The organism is Rhodococcus sp. AZ1 (assembly GCF_054979605.1).
Genome location: NZ_JBUEQF010000001.1, coordinates 414,242 through 432,807, shown reverse-complemented (window position 1 = coordinate 432,807; position 18,566 = coordinate 414,242). Strand labels below are relative to the sequence as shown.

At 69.6% G+C, this 18,566-nt stretch carries 10 protein-coding genes; 2 read left to right on the top strand and 8 right to left on the bottom strand.

Annotated elements, in window-relative coordinates:
* Window positions 1-4: 4 nt before the first annotated feature.
* The 4 genes from recD to ACY48E_RS01975 form a co-directional block, all read right to left on the bottom strand.
* Window positions 5-1,921, bottom strand: a complete 1,917-nt coding sequence (recD, locus tag ACY48E_RS01990; RefSeq protein ID WP_462870377.1) for an exodeoxyribonuclease V subunit alpha — start codon at window positions 1,919-1,921, stop codon at window positions 5-7.
* Entirely contained in the window at window positions 1,918-5,280 is a 3,363-nt protein-coding gene (locus ACY48E_RS01985) for a UvrD-helicase domain-containing protein (RefSeq protein ID WP_462870376.1), read from the bottom strand. The genes recD and ACY48E_RS01985 overlap by 4 nt, the downstream gene beginning before the upstream one ends.
* Window positions 5,277-8,582 (bottom strand): exodeoxyribonuclease V subunit gamma, encoded by a 3,306-nt coding sequence (gene recC, locus ACY48E_RS01980; protein ID WP_462870375.1) that lies wholly within the window; start codon window positions 8,580-8,582, stop codon window positions 5,277-5,279. The genes ACY48E_RS01985 and recC overlap by 4 nt, the downstream gene beginning before the upstream one ends.
* Before the next feature lie 75 nt (window positions 8,583-8,657).
* Window positions 8,658-9,146, bottom strand: a complete 489-nt coding sequence (locus tag ACY48E_RS01975) for an OsmC family protein (protein ID WP_462870374.1) — start codon at window positions 9,144-9,146, stop codon at window positions 8,658-8,660.
* A gap of 158 nt (window positions 9,147-9,304) precedes the next feature.
* On the opposite strand from ACY48E_RS01975, the gene ACY48E_RS01970 reads away from it, so the two are divergent.
* A complete protein-coding gene (locus tag ACY48E_RS01970) occupies window positions 9,305-12,613 on the top strand; it encodes a DEAD/DEAH box helicase (RefSeq protein ID WP_462870373.1) in 3,309 nt (1,102 codons plus the stop codon).
* 3 nt (window positions 12,614-12,616) lie between these two features.
* Here the strand turns inward: ACY48E_RS01970 and ACY48E_RS01965 are convergent, their stop codons facing one another.
* On the bottom strand, window positions 12,617-13,609 hold the full coding sequence (locus ACY48E_RS01965) for an SMP-30/gluconolactonase/LRE family protein (RefSeq protein ID WP_462870372.1): 993 nt from the start codon (window positions 13,607-13,609) through the stop codon (window positions 12,617-12,619).
* 70 nt (window positions 13,610-13,679) lie between these two features.
* Window positions 13,680-15,386 (bottom strand): glycoside hydrolase family 13 protein, encoded by a 1,707-nt coding sequence (locus ACY48E_RS01960; protein ID WP_462870371.1) that lies wholly within the window; start codon window positions 15,384-15,386, stop codon window positions 13,680-13,682.
* 132 nt (window positions 15,387-15,518) lie between these two features.
* On the opposite strand from ACY48E_RS01960, the gene ACY48E_RS01955 reads away from it, so the two are divergent.
* On the top strand, window positions 15,519-16,520 hold the full coding sequence (locus ACY48E_RS01955; protein ID WP_462870370.1) for a LacI family DNA-binding transcriptional regulator: 1,002 nt from the start codon (window positions 15,519-15,521) through the stop codon (window positions 16,518-16,520).
* Window positions 16,521-16,525: 5 nt separating this feature from the next.
* On the opposite strand, the gene ACY48E_RS01950 is transcribed toward ACY48E_RS01955, so the two are convergent.
* Both ACY48E_RS01950 and ACY48E_RS01945 read right to left on the bottom strand, forming a co-directional pair.
* A complete protein-coding gene (locus ACY48E_RS01950) occupies window positions 16,526-17,176 on the bottom strand; it encodes a hypothetical protein (RefSeq protein WP_462870369.1) in 651 nt (216 codons plus the stop codon).
* Window positions 17,173-18,564: an extracellular solute-binding protein gene (locus ACY48E_RS01945; protein ID WP_462870368.1), complete on the bottom strand. Its 1,392-nt coding sequence runs from the start codon at window positions 18,562-18,564 to the stop codon at window positions 17,173-17,175. Before ACY48E_RS01945 ends, ACY48E_RS01950 begins: the two co-directional genes overlap by 4 nt.
* Between the last annotated feature and the right edge of the window lie 2 nt (window positions 18,565-18,566).

The window sequence follows — 18,566 nt, the reverse complement described above, 5'->3', positions numbered from 1 at the left end:
CGACCTACGACGACCCCCGACCCGGTTCGGGCGGCAGCGGCACACGCTGAAGGCCGCTCGCGCGCATGACCTGGCGGCCGACGCCGGCGCGCACCGACTCCTCCGTGCCGACGATGCGCACCCGGCTGCGGGCGCGGGTGATGGCGGTGTAGAGCAACTCTCGCGTCAACAGCGCGGAGGCCTGCGCAGGAAGCAGCACCGACACGGCGTCGTACTCGCTGCCCTGACTGCGATGAATGGTCATCGCGTACACGGTCTGCACGGCCGGCAGCCTGCTCGGCGAGATCAGCACGGGCTCGCCGGCGCGATCGAAGGCGGCCATCGGCTCGCCGTCGGGGCCGGTGACGATCACACCGGCGTCACCGTTGTAGATCCGTGAGTCGTGATCGTTGGCCGTGACGAGCAGCGGCTGACCGGCATACGGCACCGACGGATCGAGTCGGCGACCGTGTGCGGCGGACACCCAGCTCAGAGCAGTGTCCTTCCATCGCTGCACCCCGTACCGTCCGTCGCGGTGCGCGCAGAGCAGTCGGTGCGCACCGAGCGCCTCCAGGGCTTCCTCCGCGTCACCGGCGCGAGCTGCGGCGGTGACCCTGCGATCGGTGTCGACGATGTCGGCGCGTAGACCCTCGAGGTCATCGAGAGCGCAGAACGTGATCGCCGACGAGCCCCCGTGCAGCAGCTCCATCACCGCGTCGGCGTCACCGTCGCGCACCGCGGCAGCCAACTCGACGATCCCGGCGACGAACCGTCGGCCTCGGCTGAGCCGAACGACCCCGGCCTGCACACTGTCCCGCTCACCGACGTCGAAACCGTTCTCGACGTCGGTGTCGCCCGCCTCGAGATCGGGCGCGACGACGGCGGTCAGCACCGGGTTGGGAGCTGTGGGCACGTTCCGCGCAACGAGGTCGGCGAGAACCGCTCCGGCGTCGACGGAGGTGAGCTGATCGGGATCGCCGACCAGCAGCAGCCTGGTGTCGGGTCGCACCGACTCGATCACGCGGCTCATCAAGGTGAGCGAGACCATCGACGTCTCGTCCACCACCACCACGTCGTACGGGAGGCGGTTGCCGCGGTTGTAGCGGTACCTCCCGCCGGGTTGCCACCCGAGCAGGCGATGCAGGGTCATCGCTTCGATCCGCGCGGTCAGCCGAAGACTCGAAGCCTGCGCCGCCACCGACTCCTGCAGCCGTGCGGCAGCCTTGCCGGTGGGTGCGGCCAGGCCCAGCCGTAGGGGCCGATTCGGCTCCAGCGCTTCGAGGATCGCAAGAATCCGAGCGACGGTGTGCGTCTTGCCGGTACCCGGCCCGCCCGCGATGACCGAGGTCCACGATGTGGCAGCCAGGGCCGCGGCGACCCGCTGGCGATCCGGTGCCGCGCCCGGGAACCGCTCGGCCAGTTGCGCGCGCAGCATGTCGGCGTCGACGACCGGGCGCGTGGCGGCTCGCTGGTCGAGAACGGTGCGAACGGTGTTCTCCTGCAGGTGGTAGCGGTCGAGGTAGAGAAGCGGACCTTCCGCGGTGTCGACCAGCACCAGCGGCCTGAGCGGGCCCCTGTCGGAGCCCACCACGAGCGGACTGACTCGCAGCGCGGCGAGCACATCGGCGGTGTCCGGCCATGGCAACTCGTCGAGCGCGCCAGGGGTGTCGGAGGCCTCGGGTGCAGCCGGGGCGTCGGCGACCCCGGTGTCCCCCGTGTCCTCGGCGGCGATGTCGCGGAATCTGTTCAGGTCCAGGCACACCGAACCGGATCGCACGGCGCGAACGGTCAGTGCCGTGGCCAGATGGACGATCTCGTTCGGCTCGGCGGCCAACGCCCCGAGGCGGAGCGCTACGTGAACATCGGCGGCCGAGAGCACCCCGGCCTCGTTGAATCGGCGGACGATGCCACGCCCGCGCTGGGCAATTGAAGCCGTGGTCACACCGCACCTCCGGCGAGGAAGGTCGAGAGATCGGTGACGAGGGCGACCGGTGGCGCCCAGTCGAACACCCCGCACCCCGGCGGGGTTGCCGGACCGACCATGCCGCGCACGAAGTGGTACTGCACTCCGCCGAGGTGGGCCTCGGGACGGTAGCCGGGCAGGCGCAGCGACAGATACCGATGCAGCGCAACGCAATACAGCAACGCCTGCAGCGGATAGTGCGATCGGACCATCTCGTGCGCCATCGACTCACGGGTGAAGTCGGCCGTGCTCGACTCCCCGCGCACGATACGGTTGGTCTTGTAGTCGACCACCACGAACCGGGTGGACTCGGCGGTTCCGCGGCCGCGGATGCGCAGCACCGAATCGATACTGCCCGTGAGAAACCCGCGCAGGGGCGCCGGGTCGATCGAGGCGAGCTCGTCGGCATAGCCGCCGAGGATGTCCTCGGCCGGGACATGGCGTCGCAGCAGGTCCACGATGCCGGCCAACGTCACCTCCTGCACCACCGGAGTCTCACCACCGGCGAGGGGCAACTCGAAGTCCAACTCGGAGAGCCGATCCTGCGGAGCAACGGCGGCGAGGGTGAGCGTGGGATCGGCGCGGTGGCGAAGGGGGGTGGTCATCACGGCCACCAGAGCGGATGCCAGCACCGCCGGGTCGGCGTCGACGCCGCCGTCGGCCAGGGCCTCGGCGACGCGCTCGTCGAGTTCGGCGTGCAGGTCGTCCGCGGAGGTGTCGACGAACTCGAGGATCCGATGCACCAGGGTTCCGAACGCCGCACCGGCCGGCAGCCCGTTCATCGGCGACGCGATCGAATCCGGGGCAGAGGTATCCGGTACTGCCGCGTCGGGTGCTGCCGCGTCGGGCACCGGAGGTTCGTCGGTGATCCCGGGAGCCTCGGCTTCACTGCCCACACCGGGAGCCTCGGCTTCACCGCCCACACCAGGAGCCTCGTGGGCGGATGCGGTGAGTGCGGTGTAGGACGTGCGCCGCCACTGCAGGTCCAGAACTCGATCGAACGTCGCGGCCCGAAGGGCTCCGAGGTCGGGATCGGCCGGTGCCCAGCGCGCGGTGGGACGATGCCGGGTGTCGACGGGTTCGATCGAGGACGAGACCGCCCGCCCGAGTCGCGCAGCCAGTCGATCGCCGACCACCGCATCGGGTGGGACGGGCACCGACGGGGCCGGCTCGGGGTCACCGGGTGTGCGGCCGAACAGCAGTCGGTGCAGCGGTGAGCGGTCGGCCCACGCCGTCGGTGCCCACCACAGCACCACCTGGCACTGGGCGCGGGTGAGGGCGACGTACAGCAGTCGCAGTTCCTCGCCGCGCTGCTCGGATTCGTGAATCTTCTTGCGCGCGGCGAATCCCCTCCCGGAGGTCCCTCCGACATCGAGGATCCGGCGGCCGTTCTCGTGCAGTGACAGAGTGGCGGGGTCGCTGGACCCGAACGGATCCCAGCCGTACGGCACGAAGACGATCGGGAACTCGAGTCCTTTGCTCACGTGAATTGTGGCCACCTGCACTGCGGCGCCGTCACTGTCGAGGCGGCGACTGCGATCGCCCGTCTGCTCCGTCGGTTCGGCGATGCGATCGGAGAGCCACCGTGTGAGTGTCGACGAGCCCGGCAGTCCCTCCACCGCAGCAGCATTGAGCAACTGTGCGATGTGGCGAAGGTCGGTCAGCTGCCGTTCACCACCCTGGAGCGACAGAAGCCGGCTCTCGAGTTGCCATTCCCGACCCAGGCGCTCGAACAGCGCGGCGAACCCGGCGGTGGCGAACAGGGCGGCGTAGTCCCGCAACCGACCGGCCACCTCGACCACCACGGCGTCACCGCGCCGGTCCAACTCGGCAGCGGTGACGCCGATCAGAGGTGTCAGAGCGGCAAGGCGCACGCGATCGGCGCGATGTGGCTGCTCGATCCCACGCAGGACATGCAGCCAATCGCCCGCCGACGGAGTGGCGAACACACTTGCGCCGCTGGTCAGTACCGCGGGAACACCGACTCGCTCGAGTGCCGCGCGGACGAGGTCACGCTGGTTCCTGGTGCGCACGAGGACGGCGATGTCGGCGGGTTCCAAGGGCCGGGTGGTTCCGCCGACTCTCACCTCGACCGAACTCGACAGGTACTGCACGATCTGGTCGGCCACATCCTCGGCGACCACGGGCCGTACCGCCGGAGCCGTCGGGAATCCCGAACGGTTCAGCGGTCCCATGGACGTTCGGGGTAGGTGGCGCACGCGCAGGGCGGCGTGACCGGGAATGCGCGAGGACTGGTGGTGCGCCCGCACAGGGTGCGCCACGATGCGCTCGTCACCCAACGCGGCACCGCCGTACAGAGTGTCGAGCGCATCGAGGAGTGGTGCGTCCGTGCGGTGATTGGTCCCGAGCACGCGCTGATCGTCGGCCACGGACACCGCGTCGAGGTACGCGAGCACCTCGGCACCGCGGAAGGCGTAGATGGCCTGCTTCGGGTCACCGACCAGCACGAGAGTGGACCGTTGATGGAACACTCGACGCAGAATGTCCCACTGCAGCGGATCGGTGTCCTGGAACTCGTCGACGAGTACCACCGGGAACCGATCCCGGATGCGCGCGCAGGCTGCCTCGCCACGCACCGGGTCCGCGAGCACTCGGTGCAGCAGGACGAGCAGGTCGTCGTAGTCTCGCGTGCCGATCAACCGCTTGCGCCGTTCGACCTCCGCACGCACCGCCGCGGCGAACCGCGTGCGCTCACCGGCGAGGGTGTCCTCCTCGTCCGGCACGAGGTCGGCCTGTCGATCGCCGACGGCGTCGCGCGCGATGGCTCGGGCGTGGTCGATCTCGAGGCTCGGCGTGCTCTCGCACCCGGCGTACCGCTGCAGGTACAGATCATCGGTCACCTCGTGGACCAGGTCGGACACATCCTCGACCATCCGCGCCGCCGGATCCAGGTCGCCCGCCACCCCGAGACCGACCAGCATTCGTTGGCAGAAGCTGTGCGTGGTGGCGATGGTGCCGGCATCGAAGTCCGAGACCGCGATCTCGAGACGGGACAGTCGACGGCGAATCTGCTCGGCCTCACCGGTGGCCAGGTGCACCACGACAGGATCGGGCGACTTCCGAGCCGACACCGGATCACGCAGCGCCGCAGTCACATCGGCAAGGCGGGCACGCATTCGCTCGCGCAACTCCCGAGTGGCACCGCGACCGAAGGTGACCAACAACAGGCCGGCGACAGTGGTGCGACCTTCTGCGAGGAAGCGTGTTGCCAGACCCACGATGGTGTAGGTCTTGCCCGTTCCGGCGCTGGCCTCGAGCACCAGGGTGCTGGTGGGCAGCGGTGCGCTCGGATCGAACTGCGCGACGTCGGTGGTCATGGCCGTTCCACCGTCTCCGCGGCGAGCAGCGGCTGCCACAGTGTGCGCGAGAGCGCGGCGAAGCGGCAGCAACTCGTTCCGGCAACGGCCTCGTCACCGAGTGGGGCGGCGGCGATGAAGGTGTCGAACGTCGGGTTCGGCCCGTGCAGGTAATCGAGGCTGCGGTCGCCGAATCCCTTCTCGAAGGTGGCCCGCGCCCGGTTCAGTGCACCTTCCTCCACGGCCCCGCGGGCGAGGGCCGTGGCGTACTCGGCGGAGGCATCGAGCGGGAGCGGGAGCGGCTCGACGAGACCACGATCGCGGAGATCCACCAGCTCACGCAGGAGCGCAGCGGGATCAGCCGGTGCGTTCAGGATCGACCGCGTCACGGGCTGCCCGCGCTCGCCCTTCCCGGTGACGACGGCCGTGAACCTGTGCGCGGAGGCATCTGCAGGGTCACCGGCCGCGGCGAGCGCGAGCAGGAGCACCCACGCCTCCAGACGGTGCTTGGCACCCACGCGCGAGTACCGGGTGCGGGCGAGCACACCTCCGTGCACGCCGGTGACCGTGCCGGTGAGCAGCCGTCCATCGCCGATGTCGACGGCCACGTCGACCGCACGGGAGGGGCGGTCGTGTAGCTCGCGCGCAGCCTCGGCGATGGGCCGCACGGCGTCGGCAATGCGGTCGAGTTCATGGCGGCCGAGCATGAACGGTGGCAGGGTCCCCCGACGCCGCTCCGCACCGACGAAGTCGGTCAGCTCGGTGCCCGCCAGCAGAGCGGTGAGCATGCGGTCGCCGATGGACCAGCGAACCAGTGGCTCCAGCGACACGTCGAGCCGATCGGACTCGACCTCGTCGGCCTCGGGAACGCGCACCCCCAGTCGCTGACGCAGGAACGCCGCGGCCGGATTCTGGACGAAGGCCACCAGGTCCGCGAGGTCCACGTCGTCGCGCTGTGCAGGAGGCAGCGGCGCAGGAATCACCGGTGGCCGCTCCACCTGCGGGCCTGCCGCGGCCACCGCGCCGGCGAAGGCCGCGGCGTCGAAGCCGAACGGCGCGTGTCCACCGATCCCCGCGTGGGTCCCGTCGACCGCGAAGTTGCGAGGATCGAACGGCTGCAGCGGATGTCGATGCACCGCCGAACGCCCGCAGGTGCGCTCCACCACGTCGAGCAGCTCGGCCACGGGTACCGCGGGTGGGCGAGGTGCGCCACTGATCGGGTCTGCGCCGGTGTAGAAGAGGATCAGCTTCTCCTGCGCGGCCATCACCGCGTCCAGGAGCAGTTGGCGGTCTTCGCTGCGCCGATCACGCTCGCCCGGTCGAGGTTCTCGCGCCAGTACATCGTCGCCGTCGACGACGGTGGTGCGAGGGAACACCTCGTCGTCGAGTCCGAGCAGCACCACCACGCGATGTGGCACCGAGCGCATCGGCACCATCGTGCACACGGTGAGTTCGCCCGTGCGGAAGTTCGCGCGCGTGGGACGGCCCTCGACGCGAGCACCGAGCATCGCGCGCACATCGGCGAGAGCAAGCTCTACCTCACCGGCGTGTTCGGTTGCCTCGGCTATCTCGGTGGCGGCCTGCACGCGCTGCCACGCCAGATCGGGTGCGAGCGCAGTGAGCAGGTCGAGCGCAGTGAGCAGGTTCTCACGCCACACGTGCGCCGGGCGGGTCCCGGAGAGTCGGCGCAGCACGACGTCGAGACGGTCGACGAGCTCGGCGAAGCGGCCGGCGAGGTCTATGTCGTTGCCGTCGACATCGTCGAGCGGCAGTGCCCTGTCCAACCACTGGTGCCGACTCTCGTCAGCGGCCACGCCGAGCAGCAGCCGATCCATGGCCGTGCGAAAGGTGTTCTGCTCGAACCCGCCCAGACCGAACGCGGCGCGCTGCGCAGGACCGATCCCCCACCGCGCACCCAGGGCCACGGTCCAGTCACGGAGCCGCTCGAGGTCCTCGTCCCCGAAACCGAATCGGGCGCGCACCGGCTCTGCCGCTGCGAGGTCGAGCACCTCGCTCGCCCCCACCCTGCCCACAGCGAGTTCGAGCAGCGTCGCCAGGGTGGCGAGCAATGGGTTGGTCCGCCGCAGGCCCCGATCGGCCAGCCGTACCCGCAGCCGGTGCCCGGGGTGCAGGGCCGCACCCGAGCCACTGCCCTGCCCGAACGTGGCCCGCACCAGCGGGGCGAAGGTCTCCACATCCGGGCACATCACCACGACATCGCGCGGCTCGAGCGTCGGATCGTCCTGGAACAGGTGCAGCAGAACCTCCCGCAGCACCTCGACCTGCCGTGTGGGCCCGTGGCAGGAGTGGGCCGCGACGCTGTCGTCGCCCGCAGACACGGTGCGGCGGACGGGCCCTCGATCGTGTCGAATGTCGTCCTGGACGAGTTCGAGGATGGTGGGCGACGCGGTGTTCGGTTGCGCGGGCGGACGGTCGTGATGTTCGCCGACGGTGGTCACCGAGGACAGTCGCTGCTGCATCTCGCGCACGTCCCGACCCAGACCGATCAGCAGCGGGTTGCTCAGGCCCAGGACGGAGTCGTCGGCGGCACGCGTGGACGGCGCAGGCCGTTCGGCGAACAGCGACCACATGCGCTCGCTCGGGTGCGGGAGCCACAGGTGCACGTCGCGGTGCTCGGCGAGTGCGTCGAACACGCGCAGCTGGTCGGTGGTCAGACGCGTGGGCCCGAACAACGACAGTCGCCGGGGCAGGTCCACCGCATCGGGCTCCTCGCGCAGGGCGCGGCACGTGTCCGCGAGCCGCTCGGCGGCGCTGGCGACACCGATGCGGTGGCGCACCCTGCGGAACAGCTCCGCCTGCCAGGCGAGATCGTTGTCGGGGGTGCTCGCGGGATCGCCCGCCACCCACCCGACCAGCATGTCCGGCCGCTCGGCCGTGTACGTGCGCAACAGCGATGTCAGGTGCGATGCCGTCGCCCACCGTCGTCCCCCGCGATGGTCGCCATGAGGATGGCCCAGGTGCGCGGCGAGCGCCGCACACCACGGCTCATCGATGTGGGAGTCGATGACAGCGAGGACGTGCCAGAGCAACCGCTCGGGTGCCCACGGATCGCCGTCGGAGGCGAAACCGCCGGTCACGGCGGACACCGTATCGACCAGCCGAACCGGGGACGGGAAGTCGATGTTGGCGCTGATCCCGGCGTCGAGCGTCGAGGCGAGCCGCTGGTTCAACCACCGCTCGACCCCCTTGGCGGGCACGGCCACGACCTCGGCCTGGAAGGGATCGTCCAACGGGTGCGCCAGAACATCGGCGAGGGCATCGGCAAGGGTGCTCGACCGCTCCGCGCGGTGCACGTAGAACATCGATATCCCCCTCTCGCTCGGCTGTTCCCCGAACGCTAGCGGGTGCTACCGACAGCGATGCCCCGATGCCCCGGGTCAGTCGAGCGGGGTGCGAGTCCACTCGTTGACGAACTCGACTCCACTGCGCAGGAACAGCTGGCTCACCGGGCACCGGCGGGTGACCTCGGAGACGAAGGTCTCGAACGTCTCGGCGTCGGCGTCGGTGGCCACACGAGCAGTCACGGCCACCTTCTCGAAGTTCGCATTGCCCTCGGCGCCGGTGACGAGGACAGCGGTGTACAGATCGCCCTGAACGCGGAACTCGAAGTTCCCGAGCGTGATTCCGAGGTCCTTCGCCACGAGCGCGGCCGTCACCTGGTTGCACGAGGTCAAGGAGCCCAGCGCGTAGAACAGTGGGCTCGGTGCCGCATCGCGACCGCCGAATGCCGGGTAGGCATCGGTATCGAAGCGGTGCCCGGCATCACCCTCGGCGGCGAGTGACTGTGCGACGCCGCTGCCGGTGGCGGTGACGACGAAGGGAACCACGGAGGCACGAATCTTGCTGGTGGGTGTGGACGCGGTCATGGCGTTCTCCTGTGCTGTGCCATCGTGCGAATTCGATGGACCCTGGCGCGACTATCGCCGCTGCGGGAGCGAGGAACCACGGTTCTACTCGCGACGATTCCAGGGTCCTCCACGACGCCCACGGCAACGAGCAGTCGCCGTGGCTAGGGTTGTCCGCAATGGCCGACCTCTCACCGACTCTGCGCGCCCTGACCGCCGAAGGCCTGCGCGAGCGATTCGGCCCGGACACCTACGCTCGCGGGGATGCGTACGCCCGAGCCGGGCGGGTGCGCACGCTGCAGGTCGAGTCGTCGGGAGCGCGGCTGCGCGGGACGGTGCGCGGCGGCCGAGCCGAGGCCTACGACACGGTGGTCACCGTGAAGGCGTACGACGCCCTGGTCACCGTGACCGCCATCACCGATGGAGCCGTCGTGAACCCCACGATCTGCACGTGTTCGGTGGGCCGTGACTGCAAGCATGCGGTGGCGGTACTGCTGCACGCGATCCGGTCGAACGCCTCCAACCCCGCCGCACCCTCGCACTGGACGACCGGGTCCGAGCCACTGTCCGACGAATCGGCGGCCCCCGACCCGGCGCACTCCGAACCGGCGCCGCTTGGTCTGCAGCTCTCGCTCGGCGTTCGACGCGACAGGGTCGACGCGACGGGCGAGAGCGTCCGACTGCTCGCGCGGCCGGTTCGCCGGAACGTCGCGGGAGCATTCGTGACCACCGGCATCTCGTGGGACCGCATGCCCTACGCCGCGGACGGAGCGCTGCTCGATCAGCTCGCGGTGCTCGAGGAGATCTATTCGTTGCACCTTGTGCAGTCCACGTCCGGTCGCAGCAGTTACCACCGCGAGCGGATCATCACACTCGATCTGGGCGATCTTCCCGGCGCCGCGGTGTGGGATCTGCTGTCGTCGGCCGATCACGTCGGCCTCGAGTTGGTGCACCAGGATCGCTCGGTGGGATCGCTGGGCCCGGTGCATCACGCGGAGTTCGAGGTCGATGTCGAGACCGGGCAGGTGGGCGACCTGTCGGTACGCGGGCGCGCCCGGGTCGGTGGACGTACGCTCGCGCCCGGCGAGTTCGCCGTGATCGGCAGCGATGCCGCCGGACTGGTGTTCTGGGATCGCGGTGCGGACCAGAAGATCGGAAAGGGTGGGTTCGCGCTCGCGCGGCTGGATCGGCCCGTGCCGCCGGCGTTGGTGGCCGCGCTGGGTTCGGGAGCGCCGCTGACGGTGGCGCGAGAGAACCGTGCCGCGTTCTCCGCACGTGTGCTGACCCCGGTGCCACCCGCACGCCACCCCGACGAGGTGGTCCCGGTGGGCCCGATCCTGGCGGTGGCCGTCGACTACCACCCGGGGCCACGGGTACAGGTGTCGGCTCAGTGGTGCTACGGCGGACAGCGTGATGGGCGCCGACATCGCGGCGACGACGCCGTTCCGCTCTACTTCACGTGCGAGGAACCCGGCGCACGCGATGCCCGTCGGAACCGCTCGGCGGAGTACGCCCTGTTGAGCGAGGTGGCGACCATCCTGGATGTGCCGTCGCTGAGCGGAACACTGCACGCGTTCGAGAGGACGTCCGTGGCCGCGGCCCGCATTCTCACCGATGCGGTTCCGGCGATGGAATCGATTGCAGGGGTGTCGGTTACGGTGACCGGAGCCCCACCCACCTTCGCCGATGTGAGCGCCGAGGTGTCGATCGCGCTGCGCACCGAGGGTATCGCGGGAAGCACCGACTGGTTCGACCTCGCTATCGACGTGATGGTCGCCGGCACAGCAGTACCCATTGCACGCGTGCTCGCGGCCCTGACCGCGGGCGAGCAGCACCTGGTGCTCGACGACGGCCGCTACTTCGACCTCAGAACTGAGCAGATGACCCACCTGCGGTCGCTGGTCGCGGAAGCGCGAACGTTGATGGTCGAGCCGTCGACGTCGTTGCGTATCAGTCGCTTCCAGTCCAGCTTGTGGAACGACCTCACCTCCCTCGGGGTGGTCACCTCTCAGGCGGCGGCGTGGCAGGAACAGGTGAGTGGGGCACTGCACTCCGGGCGCCCCGCTGCGGTGACCACCCCGGCCGCCCTGACCGCGACCCTTCGTCCGTATCAGAAGGAGGGGTTGGCGTGGCTCTCGTTCGTTCATCGGCACGGGCTCGGCGGGATCCTCGCCGACGACATGGGGCTGGGCAAGACCGTCCAGACGCTGGCGCTGATCGCGAGAGTGCGCGAGGAGGCAACGCGCACAGCGCCGTTCCTGATCGTTGCTCCGACATCGGTGGTGCACAACTGGGCCCGCGAAGCTGCCGTCTTCACACCGGAGCTTTCCGTGGTGACCCTCGCGGAGACCCGCGCGCGACGCGGTGCGGCCGCGATCGACCTCGCGTGGGGCGCCGACATCGTGGTGACCTCGTACACGATCTTCCGGCTCGACTTCGACGATTTCGACCAGACCGTCTGGGGCGGACTGATTCTCGACGAGGCGCAGTACGTGAAGAACCATCAGGGGAAGTCGTATCGGAGTGCGCGGATGCTCGAGGCCCCGTTCAAGCTCGCGATCACCGGCACCCCGATGGAGAACAACGTGATGGAGCTGTGGGCGCTGCTGTCGATCACCTCGCCCGGCCTGTTCCCGTCACCGTCGGCGTTCGTCGAGAACTACCGGCGGCCCATCGAACGGGACGGCGACGCCGAGGCTCTGGCCCGGCTGCGCAGACGCATCCGCCCGCTGGTGTTGCGTCGCACGAAGGAGCTCGTGGCACCGGACCTGCCCGACAAGCAGGAGGTGACCGTCGAGATCGACCTCTACGACGAACATCGCCGACTCTACGACGTGACGTTCACGCGTGAGCGCACCAAGGTTCTCGGGCTGCTCGACGATCTCGACCGCAACCGGGTGAGCATCCTGTCGTCGTTGACGCTGCTGCGACGCCTGGCGCTCGATCCGGCCCTGCTCGACGATCGGTACGCACACCTGCCGAGCGCCAAGACCGACGAGCTGGTCGACCAGCTCCGCGACGTGATCGGCGGTGGACACCGCGCACTGGTGTTCAGTCAGTTCACCGGATACCTGGCGCGGGTGCGTCAGGCGCTGGGCGCCGCCGGCATCGCCCACGAATACCTCGACGGCAGTACCCGCGGCAGAGGTGCTGTGGTGCAACGCTTCCGGGACGGTTCGGCGCCGGTGTTCCTGATCAGCCTCAAGGCCGGCGGGGTGGGGCTCACGCTGACCGAGGCCGACTACTGTTTCGTGCTCGACCCGTGGTGGAACCCGGCCACCGAGGCCCAGGCCGTCGACCGCGCCCACCGCATCGGGCAGACCCGAACGGTGTTCATCAACCGCTACGTTGCCAGCGGCACCATCGAGGAGAAGGTGGTGGCCCTCAAGGAGCGCAAGGCCGATCTGTTCCGCACCGTGATGGATGCCGGCGGCGGTTTCGCGGGTGCGATCGGGGCCGAGGACATCGCAGGCCTGCTCGGGGCCTGAGGGTCAGCGCGCGCTGATCGAACTCACGGTGAACGGGGTGACCGGAGCGCCCCCGCCTCGCTTGTCGAACTGGCTGTTGACCACCAGGAGTCGGTCGCCGATCGACGTCGTCGTGGTGGGGTAGAGCAGGGACGGGTCACGGATCTCACCCGCGGCGGTGCCGGACGTTCCGTTCGCCGCGAGGGTGATCCGCACGATCACCGAATCCCGGTTGCGCACCACGTACAGGGTGTTGCCGTCGCGCTGCATCCCGTCGCCGTTGACCACCGTCAGTCCCCCGAGATCGACCGGTGTCACGGCCTTGCTCGCGGTGTCGACGCGATAGAGCAGACCGGTGCTCGACTGCACCACCAGCACGGCCGAACCGTCGGCGGTGGTGACGATGCCGTTAGCGTTGAACCCTGTGCCGTACACCAGCGGCGAGCCCGTGAAGTCGACGAACGGGGTCAGTGGCGTGATGCCGGACGAAGTGCCCGAGACCTGGTCCGCAGGGATCCGCCACAGGGTGGGGCTGCGGGAATCGGTGACGTAGGCGTCGCCGTTCGCGGCGATCGCCACATCGTTGAGGAATGTCGCGTCGGTGCCGAGGTTGTTGCTGAACCGGCCCGTCAGCGCCCCGGTCCCGGTGTCGAAGATCCATACGTTGCCGGTTGCCCCGCCCGCCACCACCAGCCGGTTCTTGGCGACGTCCAGGCCGATCGCGGTGGTACGCCCGTCCTGTCCGCCCGGCGCGAACTGCGTCAACTCCGGCGAACCGGTGCTGCCCTTGTAGACGGAGCCGTCCGCGGTGGCGGTGACGTAGAAGGTGTCGCCCTCGTTGGTGATCCCCTCGGGGAACATCGCGGACGCCGGCAGCGCGTACGACGCGATGGGCTGTGCGGCAGAGGAGCCGGTCGTGGTGGGTGTACCGCTCTCCGTGGTGGTGGTACTGGAGCAGCCCGCGACGAGCAGGACAGCAAGGGCGGACAGTGCGGAGGTCGTTCGTCGCAGGCTCACCCCTCCAGCGTGCCAGAAGAATCCGGTGCAGTAATCCGTGCTCAGTACGGATTACTGCACCGGATCTGCGTTATCGCAGCCAGACTGCAGTGTCGGCGGGCAACACGGCCGGGTCGTCGAGGTGCCCCGATGCCAGCACCACCTCACCGGCGGGCATCGCAACGCCCTCGCCGCCGGTGTTGACCCAGCACTGCGCCACGCCGCCGTCGACCGTGCGCTCGAACGCCAGCACGCCATCGGGACCGTCGAGCCAGCGCACCTCACCCGCGCCCACCCACACCTGCCGACGCAGTCGCAGTGCGGCACGGTAGAGCGACAGCGCCGAGTCGGCATCGGATTGCTGGGCGCCCACGGACAGCGATGCCCATCCCTCGGGCTGCGGCAACCACGGGTGCGCCGCCGCGCCGTCGGGCGAGAAGCCGTACGGCGCAGCGGTTCCCGACCACGGGATGGGCACGCGGCAGCCGTCACGCCCGACATCGGTGTGCTTCGACTGCTCCCACGTGGGGTCCTGACGCGCATCGTCGGGGATGTCCTCGACCTCGATCAGGGCCAGCTCGTCGCCCTGGTAGACGTAGGCGGTGCCGGGCAGCGCGAACTGCAGCAGCGCGGCGGCGCGGGCCCGTCGTCGGCCGAGATCGAGATCGGGCACCTCCGCGGACCAGCGTGCCCGTTCCCATTCACTCTCGACCAGGTGGTCGGGCTGGCTGCGGGCGTAGCGGGTGGCCGGGCGCACCACATCGTGATTGGCGAGCACCCACGTGGGCGGCGCACCCACCGTCGCGGCCTGCTCGACGGCGTCGTCGATGACGCTGCGCAGATGGCCCGCGTGCCAGGGTGCGCGCAGGAAGTCGAACTGGAACGCGGTGTGCAGCTCGTCCGGACGCAGGTAGCGGGCGAGCCGCTCGTTGTCGGGCACCCAGGCCTCGGCGACGAACACCCGGTCGCCGTAACGGTCGGCCACCGCGCGCCAGCCGCGGTAGATCTCGTGCACACCGTCCTGGTCCCAGGCCGGGTGGCGCACGGCGTGGATGGCCACTCCCTCCTCGACGGGGGCATCGGGCAGTGCGGGGTCCTTCACCAGGCCGTGCGCGACGTCGATGCGGAATCCGTCCACCCCGCGGTCGAACCAGAAGGCCAGCACCTGCTCGAACTCCGCGCGAACCTCGGGGTTGTCCCAGTCCAGGTCGGGCTGCTTGGGCGCGAAGAGGTGCAGGTACCACTGCCCCGCGCTGCCGTCCGGCTCGGTCAGTCGAGTCCACGCCGGGCCGCCGAACACGCTCTTCCAGTCGTTGGGAGGCAACTCGCCGTTCTCACCCTTGCCCGGCCGCACGATGTACCGGGCCCGCGCGATATCGCGATCCTGCTGTGACGCCGAGGGATCGAGGAGGGGGCGAAACCACTCGTGTTCGTCGGAGGTGTGGTTGGGGACGATGTCGAGGATCACTCGGATGCCCCGCTCGTGCGCCTCGGCGATCAGGAGGTCCGCGTCGGCGAGAGTGCCGTAGGTGGGTTCGATATCGCGGTAGTCGGCCACGTCGTAGCCGGCGTCGGCCATCGGTGACGGGTACCAGGGATTGATCCAGATGGCGTCGACCCCGAGGTCGGCGAGGTATCCGAGGGATCCTCGCAGTCCGTTGACATCACCGATCCCGTCGCCGTTGCTGTCGCGGAAGCTGCGAATGTAGACCTGGTAGACGATCGCGGTGGACCACCAGGGCGCAGGTTCGCTCGCACTGTCGGTCGGGCTGGATGCGGGCGCGGTGGACTGGGTCACTCGTGGTCCTCTCGTGGTCTGCGGCGAGCCGGTGGACGCAAACGCTTGCGTCACGTACAGGGTGTGTGAGCAGTGCCGGGAAGTCAACCTCGAATATTGCGCAAGTATTTGCAGGCCGGTTACGCTGATCCGATGATCCCCGCCAAGCAGGTCAACATGGCCGACGTGGCCGAGCGCGCGGGGGTGTCGGTGGCCACGGTCTCGCGCGCCCTGCGGGACGAGCCCGGCGTATCGGAGGCCACCCGCCGCCGGATCAAACGCGCCGCGCAGGACCTGAGCTACGTGATCTCGCCCGAGGCGTCGCGGTTGGCGGGCGGCGCGGCGACGGGTCGGGTGGTCGCGGTGGCGCCGTCGATCAACGCGTGGTTCCCCGCCACCCTCGTCGGTGGCCTCGAGTCCGTACTGCGGCCCGCTGGGCTGGACCTGATGATCGTGTGTCTGGCAGGTGCGCAGGAGCGGGCCGAGTTCCTGCGCACCCTGCCCGTGCGGCGCAAGGTCGACGCCATCGTGCTCGCCGCGCTCCCGATGACCGACGAGCAACGAGAGCGACTGTCCGACAGCGGAATAGCCGTGGTCTCGGTCGGCGAGCCCGTGCACGGCTGCCCGACGGTGATGGTGGACGATCGGCAGGCCGCGGCGCAGACGGTGAACCACCTGATTCGTCTGGGGCACACTCGGATTGCGATGCTGGGTGCGCTGAGCCGGGAGGGTGTGTCGTACACCAGCAACACCACCCGCAGACAGGGCTACCTCGACAGCCTCGGCGACGCGGGCCTCGAACCCGACACGGTCGATCAGCGCTGGGGCGTCGAGGGCGGGGCACGCGGAATGGAGGTGCTGCTGAGCCGGCGCGAGCTCCCGACGGCGGTGTTCTGCCACTCCGACGAGGTGGCGATGGGCGCGATGCGCACCCTGCGTCGCGCGGGAATGTCGGTCCCGCAGGACATCTCGATCACCTCGGTCGACGATCACCCGATCGCCGAGGCTCTCGACCTCACCACCGTCCACCAGCCCGTTCACGCACAGGGCGTGGCGGCGGCGCAGCTGATCCTCGACCCACCGGCCGAGCCGGGCAGCGTGGTGCTACCGACCCGGCTGGTGGTGCGAGGCTCCACCGCGCCGCCGCGCGCATGAAGCGCTCAGGGCAGCGTCCAGGTGTGGCAGTGGGTCCACGACAGGCTCTGCCACCAGCGCCCCGTCCAGTCGGCGCTGGCCGTGCGGTAGAGCGTGACGTATCGCGCGCGGAACGAGCGCGAATACGTCACCGGCAGTTGTTCCACGAACTCCACGACCTCCTCGCGCAGGTCCGGACGCTCGTACACGTCGTGCGAGACCAGCGACAGGTGAGCCTGGAAGGTGCGGGCGTCGAACGAGTGATCCGACGGGTTCGGAGCGCCCTGGACCAGCGGCGCGATCGACTCGTCGACTCGGCGCGCCAAGTCGATCAGCTCGGCGTTCGGGGTCACCCCGTCGGCCAGGTGATGGACGTCGTACACGGCGCCCACGCCGTGCGCATCCGGTCCGGAGTTGAACACCTCGAAAGAGCGAATCCCCTCGAGCCCCTTCCCGACGGCGTCGATGATGGTTGCCGTCGTGTGCGGCAGATGTTGACTACCCACTAGCGTCGCGTGCGGCGGGAAGGCGCCCGCCGAGGTGAACCCGTACTGCGCCGCCACGGCGTCGGTCACCGTGGTGACGGCCAGGCACGTCGCTGGATCGGGTCTCAGATACACCCCGTATCGGAACGGGTCGTCGGTGGCGGCCTGCCACCGCGAACGATCCTCGCTCACTTGCCCGCCTGCGCGCGGTAGTCGGAGATGGCCTTGTTTGCATCGGTCGTCGCGGCGGCGAGGGCGTCGTCGACCGATTTCTCGCCGGCGAACGCCGCCTGCATCTGTGAGATCACCGCGGCGCGGATCCCGGTCATCGCTCCCGACAGGCAACCCGACGTGGCTGTGGTGGCCGGGGTGTCGGCGAACTGCTTGGACAGCACCGCGTACGGCGGGTTGTTCTGCAGGAACGTCTTCTGGGTGGGGCTGGAGTCGACGGCGGTGTTCACCGGCGCGTAGCCGGACGCCTGGCTGAACGCTTCCTGGGCGGGCGCGGAGGCCAGGTAGCTCATGAGCTTCCACGAGGCCACCTGCTCGGCGGCGGAATGCCCCGGACCGCTCAGCCACATGGCGGCCCCGCCGATCACCGCTCCGGACGAGCCGGCCGGGCCGGAGAGCGGGTACGGCAGCGCGGAGTAGTTGGCAGCCTTCAGCGAGGTGAGTGTGCCGATCGAACCCGACGAGTTGAACATCATCGCAACCTTCTTGGCCGCGAAGGCCGTCACCGCGTCACCGGGTGCGGTGCCGGTGTTGAGGCCGACGCCGTCGCGGTAGAGCTGAGCCACCGTGGTGATGGCCGCCTTCTGGGTGGGGTCGTTCAAAGTCAACGACGTGGCGCCGTCACCGGAGCGCCCGTTGTCCGGCGCGCAGTACGCAGCGCCGGCCGCTGCGGTGAGCTGCTCGAAGTACCAGCCGTCGAAGGGTTGGCTGATGCCGCCGATCGACGGGTCGGTAGCGCGCACCTTGCGGGCAGCTGCGGCCACGCCGTCGATGGTGCCGAGGGTGGACTTGTCGACGCCGGCCCGGGCGAGGATGTCGTCGTTGACATAGAGCAGGGGCATCGAGGTGGCCAGCGGTACCGCCATGAGGGTGCCGTCGGCGGTGTAGTAGTTCCTGGCTGCGGGGCGGAGCTGGTCGAGGTCGAGATCGCCGGGGTTCGCGGCGGCCATGTCCTTGGCCGAGATGGTCTGCCCGGCGTCGCGCACGAAGCCGGAGGTGATGTCGTTGGTGACCAGGATGCTGGGGGTACTGCCGTCACGGATCGACGAGGTGTACTTGGCGAAGGTGTCCGCGTAGGAGCCCTGGTAGATCGCCTGCACCGCAATCTTTCCCGCGTTGGCGGTGTTGAAGGCGTCGATCTGGGCGGTCAGGGCGGCGGCATTGGTGCCGCCGAGGCTGTGCCACAGGGTGACGGTGATGGGGCCCTTGGCGTCGGCGAGTGCGGAGGGGCCGGGAGCTGCGGCCGAAGCCGGTGTCGACGACGGCGCGGTGCTGCACCCGGCCACGAGCAGGGCGGAGACGGCGAGCGAGCCGATCAACCTCGGGACGAGCGATCTGCGGCGGGACATGA